Source organism: Chryseobacterium sp. II3a (assembly GCF_057815135.1).
The window spans coordinates 51,510-77,202 of record NZ_JBYPZJ010000010.1 but is presented as its reverse complement, the minus strand read 5'-3'; the positions used below and the strand labels follow the sequence as shown (position 1 = coordinate 77,202).

The 25,693-nt window shown below is 36.1% G+C and carries 22 protein-coding genes; 21 read left to right on the top strand and 1 reads right to left on the bottom strand.

Features of this window, described 5'->3' with window-relative positions; translation table 11 throughout:
• Positions 1 to 7: 7 nt before the first annotated feature.
• The 21 genes from AC3HD6_RS19765 to AC3HD6_RS19665 all read left to right on the top strand — a co-directional run bounded on the left by AC3HD6_RS19765 (position 8) and on the right by AC3HD6_RS19665 (position 24,362).
• Positions 8 to 568, top strand: coding sequence for an NADH-quinone oxidoreductase subunit B (locus tag AC3HD6_RS19765; protein WP_002983540.1), 561 nt, complete (start codon positions 8 to 10; stop codon positions 566 to 568).
• Positions 569 to 574: 6 nt separating this feature from the next.
• Complete coding sequence (locus AC3HD6_RS19760) at positions 575 to 1,069, top strand: NADH-quinone oxidoreductase subunit C (protein WP_488897891.1); 495 nt, start codon at positions 575 to 577, stop codon at positions 1,067 to 1,069.
• Between the two features lie 74 nt (positions 1,070 to 1,143).
• Entirely contained in the window at positions 1,144 to 2,367 is a 1,224-nt protein-coding gene (nuoD, locus tag AC3HD6_RS19755) for an NADH dehydrogenase (quinone) subunit D (RefSeq protein WP_047096007.1), read from the top strand.
• Positions 2,368 to 2,493: 126 nt separating this feature from the next.
• Positions 2,494 to 3,003: an NADH-quinone oxidoreductase subunit NuoE family protein gene (locus AC3HD6_RS19750; RefSeq protein WP_068939949.1), complete on the top strand. Its 510-nt coding sequence runs from the start codon at positions 2,494 to 2,496 to the stop codon at positions 3,001 to 3,003.
• 78 nt (positions 3,004 to 3,081) lie between these two features.
• Positions 3,082 to 4,440 carry an NADH-quinone oxidoreductase subunit NuoF gene (gene nuoF / locus AC3HD6_RS19745; protein ID WP_045492881.1) on the top strand — a complete coding sequence of 453 codons (1,359 nt, stop codon included), beginning with the start codon at positions 3,082 to 3,084 and terminating at the stop codon, positions 4,438 to 4,440.
• A gap of 5 nt (positions 4,441 to 4,445) precedes the next feature.
• A complete protein-coding gene (locus tag AC3HD6_RS19740; protein WP_068939951.1) occupies positions 4,446 to 5,318 on the top strand; it encodes a hypothetical protein in 873 nt (290 codons plus the stop codon).
• A gap of 41 nt (positions 5,319 to 5,359) precedes the next feature.
• Positions 5,360 to 6,358 (top strand): NADH-quinone oxidoreductase subunit G, encoded by a 999-nt coding sequence (locus tag AC3HD6_RS19735; protein WP_068939953.1) that lies wholly within the window; start codon positions 5,360 to 5,362, stop codon positions 6,356 to 6,358.
• Positions 6,359 to 6,535: 177 nt separating this feature from the next.
• The gene (nuoH, locus tag AC3HD6_RS19730; protein ID WP_065396640.1) at positions 6,536 to 7,600 is read left to right on the top strand and encodes an NADH-quinone oxidoreductase subunit NuoH; all 1,065 of its coding nucleotides are present in this window, start codon (positions 6,536 to 6,538) and stop codon (positions 7,598 to 7,600) included.
• Between the two features lie 57 nt (positions 7,601 to 7,657).
• The gene (locus AC3HD6_RS19725) at positions 7,658 to 8,215 is read left to right on the top strand and encodes a NuoI/complex I 23 kDa subunit family protein (protein ID WP_040996950.1); all 558 of its coding nucleotides are present in this window, start codon (positions 7,658 to 7,660) and stop codon (positions 8,213 to 8,215) included.
• Entirely contained in the window at positions 8,215 to 8,712 is a 498-nt protein-coding gene (locus AC3HD6_RS19720; protein WP_068939958.1) for an NADH-quinone oxidoreductase subunit J family protein, read from the top strand. The genes AC3HD6_RS19725 and AC3HD6_RS19720 overlap by 1 nt, the downstream gene beginning before the upstream one ends.
• 4 nt (positions 8,713 to 8,716) lie before the next feature.
• The gene (gene nuoK, locus AC3HD6_RS19715; protein WP_065396642.1) at positions 8,717 to 9,046 is read left to right on the top strand and encodes an NADH-quinone oxidoreductase subunit NuoK; all 330 of its coding nucleotides are present in this window, start codon (positions 8,717 to 8,719) and stop codon (positions 9,044 to 9,046) included.
• Between the two features lie 2 nt (positions 9,047 to 9,048).
• Complete coding sequence (nuoL, locus tag AC3HD6_RS19710) at positions 9,049 to 10,962, top strand: NADH-quinone oxidoreductase subunit L (RefSeq protein ID WP_488897890.1); 1,914 nt, start codon at positions 9,049 to 9,051, stop codon at positions 10,960 to 10,962.
• A 2-nt stretch (positions 10,963 to 10,964) separates the two neighbouring features.
• The gene (locus tag AC3HD6_RS19705) at positions 10,965 to 12,458 is read left to right on the top strand and encodes a complex I subunit 4 family protein (RefSeq protein ID WP_488897889.1); all 1,494 of its coding nucleotides are present in this window, start codon (positions 10,965 to 10,967) and stop codon (positions 12,456 to 12,458) included.
• Between the two features lie 152 nt (positions 12,459 to 12,610).
• Complete coding sequence (locus AC3HD6_RS19700; protein ID WP_488897888.1) at positions 12,611 to 13,990, top strand: NADH-quinone oxidoreductase subunit N; 1,380 nt, start codon at positions 12,611 to 12,613, stop codon at positions 13,988 to 13,990.
• A 306-nt stretch (positions 13,991 to 14,296) separates the two neighbouring features.
• Positions 14,297 to 15,364 carry a hypothetical protein gene (locus AC3HD6_RS19695; protein ID WP_488897887.1) on the top strand — a complete coding sequence of 356 codons (1,068 nt, stop codon included), beginning with the start codon at positions 14,297 to 14,299 and terminating at the stop codon, positions 15,362 to 15,364.
• Between the two features lie 40 nt (positions 15,365 to 15,404).
• A complete protein-coding gene (locus AC3HD6_RS19690) occupies positions 15,405 to 15,914 on the top strand; it encodes a DUF4280 domain-containing protein (RefSeq protein ID WP_488897886.1) in 510 nt (169 codons plus the stop codon).
• Between the two features lie 17 nt (positions 15,915 to 15,931).
• On the top strand, positions 15,932 to 19,099 hold the full coding sequence (locus tag AC3HD6_RS19685) for a hypothetical protein (protein ID WP_488897885.1): 3,168 nt from the start codon (positions 15,932 to 15,934) through the stop codon (positions 19,097 to 19,099).
• Between the two features lie 13 nt (positions 19,100 to 19,112).
• Positions 19,113 to 19,760, top strand: coding sequence for a hypothetical protein (locus AC3HD6_RS19680; RefSeq protein WP_488897884.1), 648 nt, complete (start codon positions 19,113 to 19,115; stop codon positions 19,758 to 19,760).
• 17 nt (positions 19,761 to 19,777) lie between these two features.
• Positions 19,778 to 20,890 carry a hypothetical protein gene (locus AC3HD6_RS19675; protein ID WP_488897883.1) on the top strand — a complete coding sequence of 371 codons (1,113 nt, stop codon included), beginning with the start codon at positions 19,778 to 19,780 and terminating at the stop codon, positions 20,888 to 20,890.
• 34 nt (positions 20,891 to 20,924) lie between these two features.
• Positions 20,925 to 21,833, top strand: coding sequence for a hypothetical protein (locus AC3HD6_RS19670; protein ID WP_488897882.1), 909 nt, complete (start codon positions 20,925 to 20,927; stop codon positions 21,831 to 21,833).
• 276 nt (positions 21,834 to 22,109) lie between these two features.
• Positions 22,110 to 24,362: a GAF domain-containing protein gene (locus AC3HD6_RS19665; RefSeq protein ID WP_488897881.1), complete on the top strand. Its 2,253-nt coding sequence runs from the start codon at positions 22,110 to 22,112 to the stop codon at positions 24,360 to 24,362.
• 129 nt (positions 24,363 to 24,491) lie between these two features.
• Here the strand turns inward: AC3HD6_RS19665 and AC3HD6_RS19660 are convergent, their stop codons facing one another.
• On the bottom strand, positions 24,492 to 25,667 hold the full coding sequence (locus AC3HD6_RS19660; RefSeq protein ID WP_488897880.1) for a Pycsar system effector family protein: 1,176 nt from the start codon (positions 25,665 to 25,667) through the stop codon (positions 24,492 to 24,494).
• Positions 25,668 to 25,693 lie beyond the last annotated feature (26 nt).

The following is a 25,693-nucleotide window of genomic DNA, read 5'->3' as shown; positions in this document are numbered from 1 at the left end:
TACTAAAATGTCAGATAAAAAACCAGTAATAAGAACAGATGCACCTGCTCCCGAAGGATATGAAGGAGAAGGGTTTTTCGCAACAAAACTGAGCAGTGTAATCGGAATGGCAAGAAAGTTTTCGCTTTGGCCATTGCCATTTGCAACCTCTTGTTGTGGTATTGAGTTTATGGCTACCCTGAACCCTACTTATGATGCTTCAAGATTTGGAATGGAAAGAAACTCTTTCTCTCCAAGACAAGCAGATATGCTGATGGTTTGCGGAACTATATCAAAGAAATTAGGACCAGTCCTAAAAGAAGTGTATACTCAGATGGCTGAACCAAAATGGGTAGTAGCTGTTGGAGCTTGTGCTTCCAGCGGTGGTATTTTTGACACGTACTCTGTACTTCAGGGAATTGATAAAATTATTCCGGTAGATGTTTACGTTCCTGGATGTCCTCCAAGACCAGAACAGATTATTGAAGGAGTAATGCAGGTACAGGCTCTTGCAGAAAGCGAAAGCATCAGAAGAAGAGACATGCCTGAATATCAGAAATTATTAGATTCTTACAATATAAGCAACTAAACGGAAATGACAAACGAATTTGTATTAGAAGCAATCACCAGAGAATTTCCGGAATCTGTCATTTCAAGTTCAGAACCCTATGGAATGTTGACCATTGAAGTGAAGAAAGAAGATATCAAAAAGATCATTCATTATCTTAAAGATTCAACACTGGAAATCAACTTCCTTACAGATATATGTGGAATTCACTATCCTGAATTCCCGGAAAAGGAAATAGGTGTTGTCTATCATCTGCATAACATGATGGCTAACTTCAGATTACGTCTGAAGATCTTCATGTCCAGAGAAAACATCGAAGTAGATTCTCTTACGGATCTATATGCCGGAGCAAACTGGATGGAAAGAGAAACGTATGACTTTTATGGGATTAAATTTAAAGGACACCCGGATCTTAGACCTATTTTGAATATGGAAGATCTTGGCTACCACCCAATGTTGAAGGAATATCGCCTTGAAGATGGTACAAGAACAGACAAGGATGATCAAATGTTCGGAAGATAAAAATAATGCAATAAGCAGTAAGCAGTAAGCGATATGCTTAAAGCCTAAAGCCTATAGCCTAAAGCATTTAAATTATGAAAGATAACTCATTATCTAATATACTAAACCAGTACGAAAGTAAGGAACAGATTGACGGGCAATTATATACCCTGAATTTAGGACCTACCCACCCTGCTACTCACGGGATTTTCCAGAATATCTTAACGATGGATGGGGAAAGAATCCTGCACGCTGAGCAAACAGTAGGATATATCCACAGAGCATTTGAGAAAATTTCTGAAAGAAGAAACTATTCTCAGATCACTACCCTTACTGACCGTATGAATTACTGTTCTGCACCCATCAACAATTTAGGTTGGCACATGACAGTAGAGAAGCTGATCGGTGTTAAAGTTCCTAAGCGTGTAGACTATATGCGTGTTATCCTTATGGAACTGGCAAGAATCGGTGACCACCTGATCTGTAACGGGGTAACCGGAATGGACTCAGGAGCTATTACAGGTCTTACTTATATGTTCATCGAAAGAGAACGTATTTATGATATGTATGAGCAGATCTGTGGAGCAAGGATGACGACTAACATGGGAAGAATTGGAGGATTTGAAAGAGATTTTACTCCTAAATTCCATGAGTTACTGAAAGACTTCTTAAAGACTTTCCCACCAAGATTCAAAGAATTTTGTACACTATTAGAAAGAAACAGAATTTTCATGGACAGAACCATCGGTACAGGAGCTATTTCTGCCGAAAGAGCATTAAGCTACGGTTTCACTGGTCCTAACTTACGTGCAGCAGGTGTAGATTACGATGTGAGAGTAGCACAACCTTATTCCTCATACGAAGATTTCGACTTCATTATTCCTGTGGGAACTTCAGGAGATACTTACGACCGTTTCATGGTTCGTCAACAGGAAATCTGGGAATCCATTAAAATTATCAAACAAGCATACGAAAACCTTCCGGAAGGACCATTCCACGCGGATGTTCCTGATTTCTATCTTCCTGAAAAGGCAGATGTATATCAGAAAATGGAAGCTCTGATCTACCACTTCAAAATTGTAATGGGAGAAACTGATGTACCGAAAGGAGAAGTTTACCATGCAGTAGAAGGTGGAAACGGAGAATTAGGGTTCTATCTTGTGAGCGATGGAGGAAGAAGCCCATACAGACTTCACTTCAGAAGACCATGTTTCATCTACTATCAGGCATATCCTGAAATGATTACAGGTTCTGTAATTTCAGACGCCATTGTAACGATGTGTAGTATGAATATTATTGCGGGAGAATTAGACGCATAATATAACCGACAAAAAGATAAAAGAAGAAAGAATAAAGACTTTCTTCAAATTAAATAAAATTGAATTTAGATCACGAATCAAAAAGTCTTTTCTCTTGGTTCTTTGTTCTTTAATCTATATAATAAAATGAGCGAAACAATAGCTTTTAAACCGGAAAGTTTAGCACAGGTACACAAAATTATCGCAAGATATCCTGAAGGAAGACAGAAATCTGCTCTTCTTCCTGTACTTCACTTGGCACAGAAAGAATTCGGAGGATGGTTAGACGTTCCTGTGATGGATTATGTTGCCGGACTATTAAGTATCAAACCAATCGAAGTATATGAAGTGGCTACTTTCTATACCATGTTCAACATGAAGCCGGTAGGTAAATATGTTTTGGAAGTTTGCAGAACAGGACCTTGTATGGTTTGTGGAAGCGAAAAGATCCTTGACCATATCAGAACGAAACTGAACATTAAGGATGGAGAAACTACTGAAGATGGTATGTTCACTCTAAAACCAGCTGAATGTCTTGGAGCATGTGGTTATGCACCGATGATGCAGCTTGGTAAGTTCTTTCATGAAAATTTAACGATAGAAAAAGTAGACGAAATCCTTGATCTTTGCAGACAGGGACAACTTGCTTTAGACTAAATAAATTTTAACACATTAAAAATAGCAAGAAGCTAAAAGCCACAAGCCAATAGCTGAACGCTAAAAGCATAATAAACAATGAGTAAAAAACTTTTACTTAAAGACGCACATATAGAAGGCATCCGCTACTTTGAAACTTACCGTAAACAAGGAGGTTATACTGCAGCTGAAAAAGCCTTGAAGATGACTCCTGACGAAATTCTTGAAGAAGTAAAAGCTTCAGGATTAAGAGGTCGTGGTGGAGCTGGATTCCCAACAGGGATGAAATGGAGCTTTTTGGCAAAACCGGAAGGCGTTCCAAGACACCTTGTCGTAAATGCGGATGAATCTGAGCCTGGAACATTCAAGGACAGATATCTGATGGAATTCCTTCCTCACCTACTGATTGAAGGAATGCTAATTTCATCTTACTGTTTAGGTTCTAATACTTCTTATATCTACATCCGTGGAGAATATTCATGGATTCCGGATATCCTTGAAGAAGCTATTGAAGAAGCTAAAGCAGCAGGGTTTTTAGGTAAAAATATTTTAGGAACGGGTTTCGATCTTGAAATCTATGTACAGAGAGGTGGTGGAGCATATATCTGCGGTGAAGAAACTGCATTGCTTGAATCCCTTGAAGGAAAAAGAGGTAACCCAAGATTAAAACCGCCATTCCCGGCTGTAAAAGGTCTTTGGGAGAGGCCAACGGTGGTAAACAACGTTGAGTCTATTGCAGCAATCGTTCCAATCATTGATATTACAGGTGCTGAGTATGCTAAAATTGGTGTAGGCAGATCTACAGGTACTAAATTGATTTCTGCTTGTGGAAACATCAACAAACCAGGAGTATACGAAATCGATATGACGATCACTGTAGAAGAATTTATCTATTCTGATGAATACTGTGGTGGTATTAAAGACGGAAAAAGATTAAAGGCTTGTATTCCTGGAGGAAGTTCTGTTCCAATCGTTCCAGCAAATTTATTGTTGAGAACTGTGAACGGGGAGCCAAGATATATGAACTATGAATCATTAGCTGACGGAGGTTTTGCTACCGGAACAATGATGGGATCAGGAGGTTTCATCGTTTTGGATGAAGACCAGTGTATTGTAGATCACACGATGACTTTAGCAAGATTCTACAACCACGAAAGCTGTGGACAATGTACACCTTGCCGTGAAGGTACAGGATGGATGTACAAAATCCTTAAGAAAATTGAAAAAGGAGAAGGAAAAATGGAAGACATCGATCTACTTTGGGATATCCAAAGAAAAATCGAAGGAAACACAATCTGTCCATTAGGAGATGCAGCAGCATGGCCTGTTGCAGCAGCAATCCGTCACTTCAGAGACGAATTTGAGTGGCACGTGAAAAACCCTGAGTTATCTCAGACCCAAAATTATGGATTGGCACATTATGCAGATCCTATCCCAGCTGTTGAAAAGAATGCATAGGTAAAATGAAAAAGTTATTGGTTGTCGGCTTAATGATGTCGAGTTTTGTTTTCGGACAGAAAAAAGATTCTTTACTAGTAGAAAATAATGCAGACTTGTTTAAAACTCCTGTTTCTAAGAAACCAGAGCCTTTAAGCAAAAAAGGTCAGATGTTCGCTTTTTATGGATGGAACAGAGCAGCGTTCAGTAATTCGGATATTCGTTTTAAAGGAAATGGATATGATTTCCAACTGAATAATGTAACGGCTCAGGATAGACCTACCAAATTCGGTATTGTTTATTTTGATCCAAGTTGGTTTACTGTAACACAGTATAATTTCAGAATAGGATATTTTATTAAAGATAATTTAGCGCTTGTTCTAGGGATTGACCACATGAAGTATGTGATGGATCAAGATCAAACCGTTAATTTTAAAGGACATATCTCAGACCCTGAATATGCTGCTATGGTACAAAACGGGCAGGTGAACCTTGCAGATGAGAAGTTCCTTACTTTTGAACATACAGACGGCCTTAACTATGAAAACCTAGGTCTTGAAAAGTACCAAAGTATTATCAATAAGAAAAATGTTGATTTGGTTTGGTCTTATGGTGCCGGTATTGGATTTATGTTCCCAAAAAGTAATGTAAAACTTTTTGGAAATGAAAGAAGTGACCGTTTCCACGTTGCAGGTATGGGAACCGATGTAAGAGCCAGTCTTAACTTAGTACTTTGGAACCATATAATGGTAAGATTAGAAGGAAAAGCGGGTTACATCAATATGTGGGATATCAAAACCACATTAAATAACAAACCAGACAAAGCTCAACAGGATTTTGTTTTCGGACAAATCATGGGGGGAATTGGATATACATTTAATACTAAGAAATATAAATAACAAAGCCTATTGCTTAACGCATAAAGCTTAAAGCATACGATATGAGCGAAGAAGTTAAAAAATTCAAAATAACGATAGACGGACAGACTACTGAAGTTTTGCCTGGTACTTCTATTTTGGAAGCGGCTAGACAAATCGGTGGTAAATCTGTACCTCCTGCTATGTGTTACTACAGCAAATTAGAGACCAGCGGAGGAAGATGCAGAACTTGTCTTGTAGAAGTTTCTAAAGGATCTGAAGCAGATCCGCGTCCTATGCCGAAATTGGTAGCAAGCTGCAGAACCAACGTTATGGACGGTATGGAAGTTAAAAACCTTACTTCTGAGAAAGCTCAGGAAGGAAGAAAAGCGGTTACCGAGTTCTTATTGGTAAACCACCCGCTAGACTGTCCTGTTTGTGATCAGGCAGGTGAATGTCATCTTCAGGATCTTGGATATGAGCATGGAAATCTTGAAACAAGAACAGAATTCGAAAGAAATACTTACGAAGCTGATGATCTTGGACCTCACATCAAACTGAACATGAACCGTTGTATTCTTTGTGCAAGATGTGTATTAGCTGCTAACCAATTAACAGGTGAAAGAGAGCACGGTATTCTTTTCAGAGGAGATCACGCTGAAATTTCAACCTATTTAAATAAAGCTTTGGACAATGACTTCATTGGAAACGTTATTGACGTTTGTCCTGTAGGAGCATTAACGGACAGAACATCCCGTTTTGCAAGCAGAGTATGGTTTACAAAACCTATGAATGCTACTTGTAAGTGTGATAAATGTTCAGGAAAAGCTGTAGTTTGGATGAAAGGTGACGAAATTGTAAGAGTTACTGCAAGAAAAGACCAATGGGGTGAAGTTGAAGAATTCATCTGCGATACATGTCGTTTCGAAAGAAAATCTTTATCAGACTGGAACATCGAAGGTCCTAGACATATCGACAGACACTCTGTAATTTCATTGAATCATTACCAGAAGCCAAAAGACGAATTGATCATGATCGATAATCCTGGTGCTAAGGAAATCAGTGAAAAAGACGAAAAATAGAATAGTTGGAAGTTAGGAAGCTGGAAGCTGGGAGTTTAATAAATACCCTAAATTTCAGTTTTAATTTTAGCTGCTTTAATAATATATAAAAAATTTGGTAATGTGATGAAGAGTTGATGCCACGACGTGATAAACTTCCAGCTTCCAGCTCCCATCTTCAAACATTTAAAATAAAAAATGGATTTACTTACATTTAAACTTATACTTGTACTAGCACTTTTCCTGCTTTCGCTAACGATTGCAGCCTACTCTACCTGGGCAGAAAGAAAAGTTGCCTCTATCATGCAGGATAGAATTGGTCCTAACAGAGCTGGACCTTTTGGATTGCTGCAACCTCTTGCTGACGGTGGAAAATTCTTCTTTAAGGAAGACTTTACGCCTGCCAATGCTGAAAAATTCCTTTTCGTATTAGGTCCAGCTTTAGTAATGTTTATTTCACTAATCACTGGGGCAGTTATTCCTTGGGGTAAAAGTTTAAATATTGCAGGTACTTCTTTTGATCTTCAGGTGGCTAATATTGACGTTGGTGTACTTTTCATCATCGGAATGGCTTCCATTGGGGTTTATGGAATTATGATCGGAGGTTGGGCTTCGAACAATAAATATTCATTATTAGGTGCTATCCGTGCTTCTTCTCAGATGATTTCTTATGAATTGGCAATGGGATTAGCACTTCTTTCTATTATTATGATGTCTGGAAGCTTAGATTTAAAAGAAATCACAGAAAGCCAAACTACTGGGAAATTATGGGGAGTTATTCCTTGGGTTTCCGGAATGAACTGGAATATTTTCTATCAGCCAATTGCTTTCCTTGTCTTCTTTGTAGCGGCTTTAGCAGAAACAAACAGACACCCGTTCGATTTACCTGAATGTGAATCTGAATTGGTAACAGGATACTCTACAGAATACTCTTCCATGAAATTAGGGTTGTATATGTTTGGGGAATACGTAAACATGTTTATCTCTAATGCTTTCATGGTGGTTCTTTTCTTTGGAGGTTACAACTATCCTGGTATTGAATGGGTAACTCAGAACTGGGGAGAAAACGTTGCAGGAATCTTAAGTATCGTAGCATTCTTAACGAAAACGGTAATCGGAATTTTGATCTTCATGTGGATCAGATGGACGCTTCCAAGATTCAGATATGACCAGTTAATGCACTTAGGATGGAAAACATTAATTCCGATGGCATTGGTAAACCTATTAATTACAGGAGCTGTAATTTTAGCATTTGCAAACTAAGAGATAAGAATATATTTTTAATGCTGGATACAGGTTCAGCCTAAAAAAATTAAATAAATGAAACTTACAAACAGATCAAAAGTTGTTTCCAATAAAGAAATGACCCTTGCTGAAAAAATCTACCTTCCTGCGATCTTTACAGGAATGGGGATTACATTTAAGCATGCTGTAAGAACCGTGATAAAGGGTGCTCCCGCAGTATATTCGTATCCGGAAGTACAGAAGCCAAGAACTACCATCTGGAGAGGCCAGCACGTTTTGAAGAGAGACGAGGAAGGCAGAGAAAGATGTACAGCTTGTGGACTTTGTGCGGTAGCTTGTCCTGCAGAAGCCATTACGATGACTGCTGCTGAAAGAACAAAAGAGGAAAAAGGACTTTACAGAGAAGAAAAGTACGCTTCGGTATATGAAATCAATATGCTAAGATGTATTTTCTGCGGGATGTGTGAAGAGGCTTGTCCTAAATCTGCCATTTATCTTACGGATAGATTGGTAGACGTAGAAACCAACAGAGGTTCTTTCATTTACGGAAAAGATAAATTAGTTGAAAAAATAAATGAAAGGATTGACATCACAACAAGACAATCCGAGAAACAAAAAAATGCGGTAAAATAATGGATCAGTTTTTATTTTTCTTGGTGGCGTTTTTAGCAGTGTCAAGTGCGGTGTATTTCGTATTTGCCAAAAATCCTTTATATGCTATTTTGTCATTAATTGTTACGATGTTTTCAATTGCCGGAATGTACATTCTTTTGAATGCTCAATTTTTAGCAATTATCCAGATTATAGTGTACGCAGGTGCTATCATGGTACTTTTCCTTTACATCCTTATGATGCTTAACCTTAATAAAGCAGACGAAAGTAAGAAGGGTAATACTTTAAAATTTATTGGAGTTTTTACTGCAGGTCTTCTTTTAGTTGGAGTTTTAGGAGTATTCAGAGGCGTTCAGCAAAACCATATTGTTGTTGAGAATGTAGATAGAGGTGTTGGTCTTACTAAAAACCTGGGTAGACTTTTGTTTAATGAATATGTTTTACCGTTTGAGCTTGCTTCCATCCTGATTTTAGCAGGTATTGTAGGCGCGGTATTAATCGGTAAAAAAGATTTATAAAATTATGGGAGAAGTAAATACATTTATACAAAGCATCCCTTTGGACTACTTCATTATCCTTTGTTCAGTATTGTTCTGCTTAGGAGTGATGGGAGTATTGCTTAGAAAAAATGCTATTGTGATTCTGGGCTGTGTAGAGCTTATGCTTAATTCTGTAAACCTTTTATTGGCTGCTTTTTCAGCGTACAAAGGGAACGGAGACGGACAGCTTTTAGTGTTCTTCATTATGGTGGTTGCTGCTGCTGAAGTAGCGGTAGGTCTGGCAATTATTGCTATGCTGTATAGAAATACCCGTTCTGTAGATGTTAGTATATTTAATAAATTAAGAGGATAAGAATGGAGAATTTAGTATATGCAATAGTACTTTTACCACTTTTAGGGTTTCTTATTAACGGTTTATTCGGAAAAAATCTTCCAAAAATAGTAGTTGGTTCTTTGGCAACGGCAATGGTTTTCGGATCATTCTGTATTGCTGTAAGTCTTTTCATGAATTTCAATTCTGAAAGCCAGCCTGTAATCGTAAAAGCTTTTGAATGGTTTAGAGTAAATGGAGTTCAGATCAATTTTGGATTCCAGATCGATCAGCTTTCTTTAATGATGGTCATGATCATCACGGGTATCGGTTCACTGATCCACTTATACTCTATCGGATATATGAGTCATGATAAAGGATTCTATAAGTTCTTTACTTACCTGAATCTTTTCATCTTCTCAATGTTACTTTTAGTGATGGGAAGCAACTACCTTATCTTATTCATCGGATGGGAAGGTGTAGGTCTTTGTTCTTACCTGTTGATCGGATTCTGGTACACTAACGAGGAATACGGTAAAGCGGCAAGAAAAGCTTTCATCATGAACAGAATTGGTGACCTTGCGTTATTGATCGGTATCTTTATGATTGCTGCTCAGACCAATGCTGTAGATTACCTTTCTGTAGCTGAAAATGCTTCAAAATTTGAATTAGACGGAACAGTGATTATCTTTATCACAGCGAGTTTATTCATCGGTGCTACCGGTAAATCGGCTCAGGTTCCATTATATACATGGTTACCAGACGCGATGGCTGGACCAACTCCTGTTTCTGCGTTAATTCACGCGGCAACGATGGTAACGGCGGGTATCTATTTAGTAGTAAGATCTAACTTCTTATTTACTTTAGCTCCAACGGTACAGGGAGGAATTTTATTCATCGGATTCTTAACGGCGGCTTTAGCAGGATTCTATGCTCTACGTCAGAACGACATCAAAAAAGTATTGGCATACTCTACTGTTTCACAGCTTGGATTTATGTTCATCGCTTTAGGTCTTGGGGCTTATACTACAGCTATGTTCCACGTAATGACGCACGCTTTCTTTAAAGCTTTGTTATTCTTAGGAGCTGGTTCTGTAATCCACGCAATGAGCAACGAACAGGATATGCGTTTCATGGGAGGTCTTAAAAAATATATTCCTCTTACGCACGCTACCTTCCTGATCGGAACATTAGCTATTTCAGGTTTCCCTTTATTATCAGGGATGATCTCTAAAGACGAAATTTTAGTAGCAGCTTTCGCTAAAAATCCAATGTATTGGGTAATCTTATTTGTTTTAGCGGCAATGACTGCAACCTATATGTTCAGGCTATACTATCTGACTTTCCACGGAGAATTCAGAGGTACTGAAGAACAAAAACACCACTTACATGAAAGCCCGTCTAATATGACATTACCATTGATCATATTGGCTATCCTTTCTGTAATCGGAGGTTTTATTAACCTGCCACATTTCATCGGTCACGGACACTATGCTAAACTGATGGAATGGTTAAAGCCTGTTCTTACGGAACAAAGCTACAGCCAGATGGAAGCTACTCTTTCAGGAGTACCTTTCAACACTGAAATGATCTTATTAGCAGCGACAGTATTAATGTTCTTCTCTGTATGGTTTATTGTAAGAAATACCTACGTGAAAAAGAAAAAAATGGCTGTGGCAGAAGAAAGCTATACCGGTTGGGAAAAGCTTTCTGCTAAAAAACTATATGTAGACGAACTTTACAACGCATTGATTGTAAAAACTGTTGAAGGATTAGGACGCGGAGGAAAGATGTTTGATAAGGGTATCTTAGACCGTTTTGTAAACTTTGTAGGTGATGGTGCTGAAGACAGCGGTAAAGCTATGAAGCGTGTACAAAACGGAAATGTAGAGACGTATATTCTTATCATGTCTTTAGCTGTGGGAATTATATTAATTGTTAACTTTTTATTACAATAATAATGTCTTGTTTATTATTAACATTATTACTATTACCTCTAGTAGGTTCGGGATTAGTTTTTGCGTGGAAGAGTAATTCCAGCAAATATTTGGCACTTGGAATTGCATTGGTACAAATGCTCCTTACGTTCTATGTACTTTCGGATTTTGATTTTACTCCGACAGTAGACAGCGTATTGCAGCACGAGATCAATTATCCTTGGTCACAATTTATGAAGAGCTCTCTTCACTTCGGTATCGATGGGATGAGTATGCTTCTTTTATTGCTGACTAACATTTTAGCGCCAATCATCATTTTATCTTCATTCAACGAAAATGTAAACTACAGAAATACATTCTACGGATTGATTCTGTTGATGCAATTCGGTCTTGTAGGAGTATTTACTTCTTTAGACGGATTATTGTTCTACATTTTCTGGGAAGTAACTTTGATTCCAATTTGGTTTATTGCCGGACTTTGGGGACAAGAGAATAAAAGGTTTGAATTCACTACGAAGTTCTTCGTATATACATTCGTTGGATCTTTATTTATGTTAGCCGGATTGATCTATGTGTACAACCACTCTGCATCATTCGCTTTAACGGATCTATACAATGCGCAACTGAACGAAACACAACAGACTGTGGTATTTTGGTTTATCTTCTTTGCTTTTGCAGTGAAATTACCGGTATTCCCTTTCCATACCTGGCAGCCTGATACGTATACCTACTCTCCTACTCAGGGATCGATGTTGTTATCCGGTATCATGCTTAAAATGGCAGTGTATGGTGTAATGCGATATTTACTTCCAATCACTCCACTTCCGATTGCTGGGATTTCAGGACAGATTGTAATTATCCTTGCTATTGTGGGAATTGTTCACGGTGCACTGATTGCGATTATCCAGACGGACATGAAGAGAATCATTGCTTATTCATCTTTCTCTCACGTAGGATTGATGGTAGCTGGTATCTTCGCTTCTGCAGTAGTTACTTTAAGAGGAACTTTCAATGTGGAAGGTGCTGAAGGAGCTTTGGTACAGACTTTCGCTCACGGTATCAACGTAGTAGGATTATTCTACTGTTGTGATATTTTATACAAGAGATTTAAATCAAGAGACATCAGACAAATGGGTGGTTTAGCTAAAGTAGCGCCTAAGTTTGCTGTTTTATTCCTGATTATTATATTAGGTTCAATGGGAGTTCCATTGACGAATGGATTCATCGGGGAATTTATCCTGTTAAAATCAGTATATGATTTCAACGGAACAGCAGCAGTAATTGCTGGTCTTACGGTAATTCTTTGTGCAGTGTACTTATTGAGGTTCTACGGAAAAGCAATGTTTGGAGAAGGAAATGCAGAAGTGTTAAGCACAGCAAAAGATTTATCTGGTGTAGAATTCTCTGTATTGGCGAGTTTAGCGGTTTTTGTGATCTTACTTGGTATTTTCCCACAACCGGTAATCGATATGGTGAGTAGTTCAGTGAAGTTTATCTACACAGCGATGGCTAACTAAAAAATTAAAAGATTTAAAAATTAAAAAAATAAGAGATTAGAGAGCATAAAGATAAAAGACGAAGAGATAAGAGATGGGAACTTTTAAACCCGGAACTTTACACTCTAAACCTTGAACTTTAAACTTCAGATCTCACGTCTCAAATCTATATTATGAGTGTTTTAATTATTGTTTTCCTAACGGCAGTTATTGCGTTATTTTCAGGAGTTTTCGAACAGGGAAAATTCGCAAGATACATTGGGATTTTAGGTTTAATCATCGCATTGTATGTAAGCTTTATGCCTGAATGTTCGTTCTTCGATCACTACAAGCATATGTATGAATACAGTGCCAATACAGCATTATTCACTAAATTATCCATTGTAACAACCTTATTGTTATTCTTCTTGGGAGGTTTTGCATTCAGCAATCACAGAAGCCACCAATCGGAATTATATGCATTAATGTTATTTGCATTATGTGGAGGAATTGTTCTTTTCGGATACCAGAACTTGGTTACCATGTTCTTAGGTGTTGAAATCCTTTCTATCCCGTTATATGTAATGGCTGGTGCTAACAAAACTGATTTAAGATCAAATGAAGCTTCAATCAAGTATTTCTTAATGGGTGCCTTCGCGACAGGTTTCTTACTTTTCGGAATCGCATTCATCTACGGAAGTGCTGGAAGCTTTGATTTATATAAAATCCATGACTTTGGAGTAGCAAACGCTTCGAACGTAATGTTCATCTTAGGAGTATTACTTATCCTTTGTGCATTGGCATTTAAAGTAGCTTTAGCCCCTTTCCATATGTGGAGCCCTGATGTATATGCAGGATCACCTTCATTAATTACAGCATTCATGGCGAGTGTGGTAAAAATTTCAGGTTTCTTCGCATTGTTCAGATTAATGACAATCGGATTTGCTGGAGTAACTCACGAATGGATTAATGTTTTAGGGGTATTCTTAATCATTACTCTATTATTGGCAAACGTTATGGGTCTTGCTCAAACGAATGCAAAAAGAATGCTGGCGTACTCTTCAGTATCTCACGCAGGATACATCGGATTGGTATTCTTCGGAATGACAAGCCTTTCTACTTATAACTTAGCGTTCTATTTATTCGCTTATGCTTTATCTACAGTAGGAGTTTTCATGTGTCTGATCTGGGTAGAGAAATTAAAAAGAGAAACTTCTTTCGGAGCTTTCAAAGGATTGGCAAAAACAGAACCTTTATTGGCAACAGCAGCAGCGATCTCTATGCTTTCAATGGCAGGAGTTCCGCTAACGGCTGGTTTCATGGGGAAATTTGCTTTATTCTCTCAGGCAATGAACGGTGCAGCTTTCTTAGTATTAGTAGCAGTTTTAGGTTCTGCCCTATCTATCGCTTACTATTTAAGACTGATTATCGCAATGTTCTTCTTTAAAGAATCAACATTCAAATCATCAGAAAAAGTAACACTTACTTACAATATTGTTGCAGTATTTGTTATCGCAGCCATTATCATCCTGGGTGTTTTCCCGGATCTGTTTGCAAAAGTGTTCGGATTATAAAAAGTTATCCATACAATATCAAAAAAACCTTTCAGAGATCTGAAAGGTTTTTTTGTGTGCTTAAGTTTTTAACCTTGTCACAGAAATGAGATTTCACGAAATAGCTTCTTCTTCAGGAACACAGCTTCTACTCTAACATCAGATTAAGTGGTATTCTGTGTATAAAATTACTCCCTGATTTCAGGGATAATTGCCTTATTAATAGATATTTCACATGATTCTGAAGGTTTTTTTGTAAGATTTTTTCTAAATTTCACGCTGAGAAATGAATCTCAGTATTTTAAAAAATCATTAACCACCAATCACATGATTACTTATATGACACTTCCAGATGATACATTGGAAAAAATTGCCTCTGATCTGAAAGTAGAAAATCCAACATACCTCAAAGATTTTCATAATAAGCATTGTGCTCTACATGACAGGCTGGCAGAACCCGTGAAAATGAAACCGGGAACGCTGCTTCTTATTCCCTTTGGTGAAGAAATCAAGAAACTAAATCAAGAAATTAATAAAAACGGTGATAGTTTGTATTATCATCCGCCTCATGGAAAAATACCATTTTCATTCCCATTACTAAGTGGAGTTTATACAATAACCCATTGTAAACTCGAAAATGGAATCATACAGAACAGTTATTCATACCAAACTGAACTTAAATATCTGAGAGCCGAACAAAATGACCATTTCTTTTCACTACAAATATTTGGGTCTCTTAAAAATGGAGCAGAATCAGACAGCAAAATTTCAAGCTTATCAAAAGCCTGTGCATCGATCTTATTTCCTGTAGAAATCAGAGTAGACAAAACAGGAAAAATAACAGAGAGCAATTTTATTCACTCAGAAGCAGTGATCAAAAACGAACTGGATGATCTAAAAAAGTATTTTACAGATGATCTATCTGCATCTTATATTGATCAGATCAAAAAAATAACTGAAAACACTCTTCAACTGGTAAGAAGTATTAGAAACACATTACCTGTTCAGTTTCTTTTTGGTTCTTTTTACAGAGCAAAATATAGCGACTGGACAGATTCTGATCTCTACCATGAATTTATTCCCTGGCTATCAAATGCAGCCCCTATTCGTTTTGAGCTTTATAACCGGATGTTACCAAAAGACAATGATATAATAAAGATTAAGCAATTTGGAAAATCATGCGACTACCGAAATCTGAATCAGCTTTATAATAAAGAGTATGAATACCATGAACAGCAACCCGTCAATCATTACTCAGTGGTCTGCCGTCATGAAGCTGAATACTTTTTAAATTTTACCAATTTAATGATTCAAAAAGTTGAAGCCCAGTTTGAAATTCAGATAGGAGATGTAACAGAACAGGATATTTTTACTGTAGAAAAGCAATTAAAATAAATTATTATCTTTGATCCAACACCAAAAAAAGCCACAAAATATGCCCGAATCCGCCTCCGCATCGCCACATGACGGGAAACATCTTGTCATTCAAAAAGGGAAAGCACAATGTAATCAAGGTGACCAATTCCCACAGTTTAAAGTAACTACCCATCATAAACATTATTGGAATAATGAAGAGGGGCAGGCTGATTTTTTGGCTGTCACCGAACAAGACCTTCAATTTAACCCTCAGGGCCCCAGTTTTGGAAAATGCAAACTAAAACCAACACCGGGAGGATATCTTCCCTGTGCTTATGCTCCTGCTGGCATATGGCAGAAAACCTATGATAAAGTAAAAGTATTGGGAAATAGCTGCGTCACAGAAATATCGGAACTCATGTGTTCTACAGGCGGAAAAATCACCATCATGGAGCATGGTCAAACCGCATCGATGAACAAACAGAATGTAAAAAAAGCTGATCCACAGGAACAACATAATATCAATCCTTTTATAAATTTTAAAGAATTTCAGAAGGAAACAGAAGATGATGAAGTAGACGCTTATTAAAATTAAACTTTTCAACCATGCCAAAACAAGGAATATATAAAATATCGGGAAATACAAAACCTAAAATTGGAGAACTGGTTACCTATAAAATTGAAGAATGGTATCCTGCCACTCCATTAGAAAAAAGAAACCCTGCACGTGTTACCTGGCATCTTTTTAAAAAGGTAAACGGAAAATTTGTTCCCACCAATATCAAGAAAGTGGGCATAAGCAGTTTTACGTTTAATACAAATGCTCACAAAGATACCTTCAGAATTGAAGCTTACCTTCACAATCCGGAAGGAAGATCTCCCATGGCTTTGGAAATACAGCCCAAGCCCAGTAATATTCCAAGAATCAATAAAGTTGAATTAAAATATATAGACGATACTCCTGGAACAGTGTTCAGTTTCATGGAAAAATTGGTTGCAGAAGCCAAATGCACAAATTTGGAGGCCCAATATCTGCAGTTCAGTCTTTGGGAAGATGACGCCAGCAATTCAGGTCATAACAATAATAACCTGCTCATAGAAAGCAAAAAAGAAAAGGTAAAAAACGGAATCGCGAGAGCAGAATTCATGCTGACAAAAGCTCTGATGAGGAAAGCTATGCAAGGTGAAACCGATCCTCAGCAATTGGAATTTTATGTAACTGTGGAATATTATTCCCATAAAAAGCATGCTACCAACAATGTAAATGTCAATACCCCTGCGGAATTGCGCACACCATCTGGACAACCACAACCTCAACAGCCAGCACCACAGCAACCTCAACCACAGCCTACTCCATCTCCGGCACAACCTGAACCTGATCCACAATCAGCTCATGGGAGTGCTCATAATACGCAGCCGCCAACCCCTGCAGTTCCTGGAGGAGCCTCTCCTACTACGGTTAATCCTACAAATATTGAAGATCTTCTGGATGCGTATTTTGCCAAAAAAGAATACATCAAAGAAACTGGCGAGGAAGATGGTACTCATACCTATACCTTCGGTGGAAATAAAAGTGGCAATAAAACAGGTACGGCAGAAGAAAAAAATAAAGTTGCCAAGACTATTCTTAATAAAATAAAAGAAAGTCTGAAAGCTCAAAAGAAATATACAACACTGGAAGTAATTGCTGCAGCATTAACCGCTGAAGCATATGGGAAAGATACTGCAAATCAAAAGGCCGTTACTTTTAAAACCTTCAAACTGGGCGTAGACTTTAAGAAAGTAGACAGTGTCCCACTAGACAGTAAATTGTATCTGGTAGCCAAAACCATGCTTCTGGATGGAAAACAGGTAACTATTTCTATAAAAGAAAAAGACGGACTCATCAAAGGTGCTGCAGACGCTGTTCTTCCTGTTCTTGAAATTACCGAAGAACAGATGGAAAAGAAAACTCCTGCTGGGCAAGCAGTTCCGGGAACTGAAAAAACAGTTTTCACGGGAATTGTAAAAAATAATATTGTCCAAATTCCGATCCATCTCCGCCCAAAATCCGAAGAAGACCTGAAACAATGGCAAGATAAGATCAACAAAGGAAAAGAAGATGAAACCTACACCTATACATTTGGAGGTGCAACCAACATAGCTAATGAAATCCAAAAAGCTTCCATAGCTAAAACCATCCTTGCAAATGCCAAAAAAGGGAATGCCAAAAACCCTAAAATAGAAAATGGTAAAACGTCCAGCGAAGAAGAAATAAAAAAAGTTTTACAAATAAAGAACTATAGTGAAGGAAACACCATCACCTTTAAACTCCTGAAAAAAGTACCTGAATTCCTATATCTTCACGCCAAAGCTCAGGGTCAGAAGCAGCATGATAAAAAATTCCTGAACAAGGATGGGGCTTATTTCCAGATTGGAAATAAGTGCCCGAGATGTTCTGATAAAATAACTCTTCAGCAAATTGAAGACTTGTATGGCATATTAGGTTCTCATAAAGCATTTAGACAGGAAATTGTAGATTATTTAAATAAATATATTTTTGAATCTGGTAAAGATATCCATATTAATACATGTCTAAGAAAAGCCCATTTCTTTGCACAAGTAGGTGCAGAAACATTAGGCATAAATCCTGACTGGATGGTAGAAACAGATGCTTTTAGGTATTCAAAATCAAGATGTTTGGGTATATTTGGAGATAGAGCAAAGAATTTAAATGCTCGAGGTTTATTAGCAACTTATTGTAATGATAATCCACAAAAAAGATTATTAAATTATATGTATGCAGATGAAAACGGATTTGGAAATGGTAATGGTAATGAAGCAAGTGGTGATGGATACATATATAGAGGACGTGGATTAAAACAATTAACGGGTAGAGGAAATTATAAAAATGCTTCAAAATATATTAAAGATATATTCCCTAATGAATACATTAATTTAGAAGCTGATCCTGGAAAAGTAAAAGAAGCAAAATATGCTGTATTATCTGCAATTGCTTTTTGGGAAAAGCATGAAATATGGAAGACAGCAGACACTTTAACAGTATCAACAAATGAAAATATTAAAAAAATCCGGGCATTGGTCAACCCTGGATTAGCAGGCTGGACTGACGCCAAAAAATATTTTGAACAAGGATTGACAGTCTTTAAAGTAAATAATTGCCAACCTGTAGAAGCGGGTGATTCAACATGGCATGATCCTATTGATAATCCTCAAAGAACATATTACAATTCTAAAGGGGTTCATAAAGAACAAAATGGAGCATTTGGACCTGTTAGATTATATGAAGATGGCCGCCCAAAAAATCATCAAGGATTAGATATTTTTGCTGATGTAAACACTCCTTGTAAAGCATGTTTAAAAGGAACAATAGTAAGCTATCACAAGGAGGGTGCCTATGGTAATGTTTTAGTCTTAGAAGTAAACGGAGATGATTTAAGAAATGCCAAAACAAATTATTCGCATCTGTTTTCATTGGAAAGAGAGAAAGGAGACGGTTTTAATATTAATGCTAGTAAATTCTATCTTCGCTATGCTCATTTAAAATCAGCCGTAAAAACCAGTGGAGAAGTTGATGCCGGTGTAGTAATTTGTTATTCTGGTGATACTGGAAATGCGAGTGGCGTTCCAAATCCACATTTACATTTCGAGATTGCAATGAAACCTACAGGTAACGGTGCAGGTCTTACAAATCGCTATAATCCAGCATATTTTGTCAGGTTAAAACCCATCAATAAAAGTGTACAAGACGCTGTAAAAAATAAAAGATCATAAAAAAAATAATCACATGTTAAAGCCATTTTATAGGATATTTTTTATTCTATCATTTTTAGTGAGTTGCAAATATAGTAACCAATCAACTCAAGAAAAAGATGCCAAAGTTACATCCGATACTCTGAAAATAGTAAAATCAGAAAATATCAGTCCTGAAATTTCTTCAGAAATTAATTTTAACATTATAAAACCCTTCAAACATATTGAAAATGAAAGTAGGTTTGAAAGTGGTGACACTAAATTAATTTCCAAAACAGATAATAGCTTTATGCTAACAAAAAAGGATTTTGCTGTAGATGAGATTGATTTATCAGGGTCAAATTATGAAGGTCCAGGATATAATATATTTTCATTTCAGTCAAAAGAGAATACTCCATTTGAGATTATTATCATTGAAGCTACAGCTGATATTGGGACAGATTGGTACTATGCAATTGTTTTAAATAATGAAAATCTGGTAGATCAATTTTATATAAAAGAACCAAGAGCAGATTCTGAAAGTACGAATATTGGAGATTTTATAAAAATATCTATGAATAATAATATACTTAATTTAAAATTCAGAAAAGATAAAATGGCAAGATATTCTAAAAATGTAAGTAATTTAAAAAGTGATAATCAATATTTTTATTTGACTAGAAAAATCGAACCCAATGAATAATACACCACAAAATTTATATGAAAAACCTTTTAATCTTACTTTTATTGGTATGTATTTCTTGTAAAAAGGCTAATTCATTACACACAGCAAATGAAAAAGCCAGTGTAGTAAATAATGCAGAGAATTTATATACAGAGGTTTTAAATATCAGTAAGCAAAAAGATTACGATCTAAACAAGCAGGTTCAAAAGCTAGATCTACATCACAATTCACTTACTGTAAAAATTAGGTATATCTCTGAAGGAGCTTATATTTCTATTGAAAATAATAAAAAAGAAACTGTTTCTTGGAACCCTGTTCATCTCAATTTTTTTTATGATTCCTCACTTGAGCTTGCAGAAAAGGATATCCATATTTTGTTGAAAGATAATGATCCTTCTGAAGGATATTTGTTATTGCCTTCGTTTACAGAGCAGTTTTCTACTTATTCCCTTTATCATTTCAGTAAGGATGCGCTTAATTTTACAGGAACATATGAAGTTCCAGAATTCATAAAAGGCACTTTTTCTTTTGATGAAAACTCTAAAAATGTATATATACACTCCTCTCCTTCTAAAAAATTGAAACTTAATAAAATTGAACAAAATCAAGACGAAAAGGTTAACAATATTAATGAGGATATCAAATTATTAAATGGAAAAGCAGAAGAAAAAAACGCTATAAATATTACCAAATATCTGAACAACAATCAATATTTCGTTAAAACTTTTGACATCAATAAAGATGGATTTTCAGATAAAATTATCAGCAGTAAACCATACGAAGGTGAAGATTTATTACTCTTTTTAGGGGATAATAGTTCCACCTATAAATTTGTTTTAAAAACAACTAACTTTTCGCAAGATGGAGGCAATCAAATTTCCGACATTAAACAAACAAAAGATGGCTTCGTACTAATAACGGCATTTCCAGATAGAGGAGACTCTCGTAGTAATTATTATATATCAAGCAGTGACGAATCTTTTATTTTAAAGAAAATAGAACAGGAATCCTATTCTTGGCAAGATGGATATACGGAAACTTGTATACAAAATTTCAATTTCGATCTTAAAAACACCTTAGAATCATTATCTAACACTATGGCTAAAACAAAGTCCGATTGCACGAAAAAGTTTGATAAGGAAAAATAATATTAAAAACATAACTTTATAGTTTTAATTAAATATGTTAAAAAAAGCTACTTTTTCTATTGTAACAATTCTGTTTCTTTTTTCCTGTAAAAAGAAAACCCTGGAACAAAAAATAGAAAATCTTCCTCCTGTACAAACTACATCTAGGACAGTTCCATCCAAAGCAACCATAACCGATATGGACAAGAGTTCCTTTACTCTGAGCTGCGGGTCAGGGTGTGCAGCCACCTATACTGCCGAAGACATTTCCCGGGATAAATCTTATATAAAAGTAAAATTCAAGGTGGAAAACTATATGAATGATGAAATGGCAGAAACCAGTTACGAAACCTATCTTTTTTATTACAAAAATACCGGAGAGATTGATAAAATCATCAATGAGGAAACCCATAAAAACATCCTGGATGAATATATCCTGAGTGCTCAAGAATCATTCAAAGAATTTGCAGCTTCACTGATTAAGGATAAGAAGGTTGAAATTCCACAATCAAAGAGGCAAGACAGCTTAGCTGATAAAAATTACAAAATAACCGCTTTACCTTTCGATCATGAAGATTACTATTCCACATGTTATATAAAATTTAATGAAAAGGAATGCGCCAATAGATATCCTCAATATTCTTATCCGGAAAATAAGACTATTCTTGAAGAATATGGTATCACAGATACTCCTACCAGCTTTTTCATGCTTCCAAAAATCAATGGTCTGCAGCCTTTCATTCTTGCTTATACAGAATCTGATGTAGAAGGTTATGATCTGTTGGTGGCCACAAAAAACAAATTGCTTTCATCATTACAAATTGCAGAATTTGATGGGCAGACTGTCAACGATTTTATCATTACGAAGAATTTTGAAATTAAACTTTACACAAGAAAAAATACCACTGAAAAAAGGATATTGAAAAAGAAATATAAAATACAGCCAGACGGAAAGCTGAAGTGAGACCTTCATCCATATTATTCAATTATTCTCTAAAAGAAAAGACGGCTGAAGATATTTTAAAAAAATAAATCAAAAACGTATAATATTCTATTCATTTTGATTATTTCTTCAAAAAAACAAAACAAACAAAGGGTAAAGAATTATTTTTACCCATATAAAACAGAAGTGAAAGTAGTCTTTTTTTCATAACTTTACTTTAAATTTCAGCTCTTGGCTAATCTTTACAAAAAAGACTCCCCATTTCAGGTTTATATATCGTTCAAAAAATATTTGGATGTGTTAGAACACATCCGATATAATGACCGACTAGAGTATAGGGCGAACTATGCAGAGTCTCTTATCGAAAGAACACGAAATTTTAAAGAACTGAGAGAAGGCTTTCAGGATATAAGCATTCTGGAAAAAAATGAAGACCTCATCAGATCACTGCTCGCCGATCTTTTCCCTACAGGGCTTACCCGAAATGAAATAAAAGCGGCAAGTATTCCCCTTTCCAACATCACTTTCAACTATACTGAAAGGTTTAAAGATATTCTTAAAGATGCAGGAAAAGATTTTGAAATTGAGCTGCGAAATATTAGTGACAATGAATTTTATGTATTCTGCTGCTGTTTGATCCTTCAGAGTTATTTTAAAAAAGACATCAGAAGCACTATACCTTTCTATTATGATATCCCCAATAAATTGGGAATCATGAAACACTACAAGATAACAGTAAATTCAGATTTTACAGAGATTTACCCTACTGAGGATGCAAAAATTCCATCCGATGAGATTATGGATATGCTGTTGGAAAACCTAGATGATTTTAAACTGTGGAAAAAATATTTTCCATCACAATCCTGGGTATTAAAAGGTTTTACCATTATCTCTCTGGTAGACTGCACCTCTGAAGTTGCACTTTCTGATCTTAAATCAAGTATGATTGAGATTGATCCTGAAAATTTAAAACCGAATGAGAATCTGACAGAAATTTTCAAATCTTATTTTGATGTTCCTGAACTCAGTTTTGGATTGATGACCTTCAACAAAAAAGAACAGAAACTCGATAAACTTCCGATTTATGAAAGTGTGCTTACTAACCATATTCTGGATTTCTGGATCAATACTTTTGATGAAGAGACCCGTAAAACAACTTTTAGCAATTTAAGTCATAATTCGAAATCCATTGTGGTTTCTAATGTGGATAACCTGGATGAGACTGTTAGGCAGCTTCCTTCATTCACTATTTTAAAGGATAACAATGTCAACAGCTTCATGGTAATCCCTATCATGAAAGATAATGAACTTCTCGCTATTATGGAGTTTGCCTCCCCTATCGCCGGCAGTTTTAATGGTTTAAAACTCAAAAAACTTGAATTTTTTACCGATATGGTGCTGTTCTCTTTAAGCAGATTCTATTTTGAGAAAAATTATCAGATAGAAGCCATCATACAAAGGGAATATACTACCATCCATGACAGCGTAGTCTGGAAATTCAGAAATGAGGCAGAGAAATATTTTACCGCTTCCCTTGGAAAAAAAATTCATACTTTAAAAGAAATTTCCTTTAAAAACCTGACTCCTTTATTTGGGGTATCGGATATCCGTTCGTCATCTGAAAAGCGTTTTAACCTGATGCTTAAAGACCTTAACCATCAGATCGAATGGCTTAATACCATATTTGCACTCACCAATTCTGATTCTGAAAAATTTCTACTGGCACTGGATATATTTGAAAATGAGTTAAATAATGAAATAAAAGCTGATACCGAGCAGCGTTTCCAAAGATTATTGAGAGAAGAAATTCATCCTTTTTTACAGGGAAAACTGGAGGTAAGAACACCAAGACCAGTGAAGGCTAAAATTCAGGATTATTTCTCTCAGGTACTGTTGCAAACAGACTTGTTTTACAGTTATAGAAAAAATTTGGATGATTCTATTACTCTTGTCAATAGAAAACTGGCAGATATGCTTGATGAAAGCCAGATCAAAGCGCAGGAAATTTTCCCGCATTACTATGAAAGGTTTAAATCTGATGGTGTAGAGCACAATCTCTATATTGGACAATCTATTTCTCCGGATCTCCATTATACCTCGAAAGTAGTTCATAAACTCAGATACTCACAGCTGAAAACCATCTGCAAAATGGAAATTGAGTTTCAGTCCTTTAAAAAAGACCTTCCTATTCCGCTGGATATAGCTTCTCTGATCTTTGTGTATAATGAGAAAATAGACATCCGCTTCAGAATGGATGAAAAGCGTTTTGATGTAGACGGAGCTTATAACTCTTACTACGAAATCATTAAGAAACGTCTGGATAAAGCACACGTAAAAGATTCTTCAGAAAGGATCACGGCTCCTGGAAAAATCACCATCGTGTATTTTGGTATGGAAAACCAGAGAGAATATCTGGAATACGTTACCAAACTTCAGAAGAAAGGTATTCTGGAACATGATGCTGAATTTTTAAAGGTAGAAGACCTTCAGGGAATTACAGGGCTGCTTGCGCTGAGAGTATCCATTAGCCAGACTTATTCCGGAAAATAAGATGATAAAATCCATTGTCATTCTCACGAAGGAAGAATTTCATTACTTAACAATGATACCTGCTCGTCTAAAACCATAATTTTCAGTCAATCTATAAATTAACTGAAAATCATGATCTATTTTTTTTAATTACAAGCTAAAGAAAGCAAACCCAAAAGAAAGTACAGAAATAATAATTCCAGCCATAAAGATCTTATAGGTAATGGATAAAAGCTTATACTTTCTATCGAGAACCTTCCCAAGATAATACAGGTCTTTTACCATAGAATCATAGATATAATCTCTGTCTTTTATCAGATCTCTCATCGCATTCTGATAATCATCAAACAGCATCTGCTGGAAATTTCCAAAGAACAACAGATTGACTTTTCTGTTCGCAATATCCTGCGAAGTAAATGTTGTCTTGGTAACATTAGGTTTTGTAGATAATATCGCAAAGACAATCGTTAGTACACTTGACAGTAACAGTATAAAGCTTGGGAGAATAAGATGTGAATTTTTAGGAGCATCCAGCTTCGGCACCAATACAGAAAGACAAACCGAAATGATAACGGCATTTACAGACAATAGAATATTTGCTTTACTGTCTGCAATGTCACTCAATCTCGTATGATTGTTAAGCGTTACCCTGAACAAGGTATCTACACTTCTGTCTGATTTTTCCTTATCTTTTTTATTCTCAGATTTATTATCCGAATTCTCTTTTTTCTCCTCTTCTTTTTCCAGCTTTTTTTCGATCTTCTTGATATTCTTCTTTTTTAAAGGTTCCCAATTTTCCTTGGCATAATCGGTATAAAAAGTATGCTTATTTTTCAGCATATCCAGATTTCCGGCATTCCATTCTTCATTAGAAAAACATTTTACATTGGTAAGCTCCCATTCTTTCCTTAAAGCATCAGAAATATCATTATAATCGTGACCTGCAAAATGGCTGAAATCAGCGTCTTTTACAATTTTCTCTAATACACTTTGAGGGACATAAGTAATTTTAGTGGCCAGAATCAATTTTTCCACGTCAGCAATATAGCTTTCCGGATAATTTTCCTGTTGGAGAAAGTTTTTCATGATCTCTACTCCTCTCTCTTCGTGGTTCATCGCACATTCTATATATCCGGTATCATGAAACCATAAGGCCACAAGAACTTTTTCCTGATCTTCTTCAGAAACAGGGGTATGCTTCATAATCTCCTCAGCCTTATTGACCGTATAGGCAGTATGAATAAAATTATGATAAAAATATACTGGAGATAACTTATCTTTGAATAAGATTTCAACATAATTTTTAGCTTTGTCTAGAATGTTCATTCCTGAATTTTTGTTAATGTAAATTT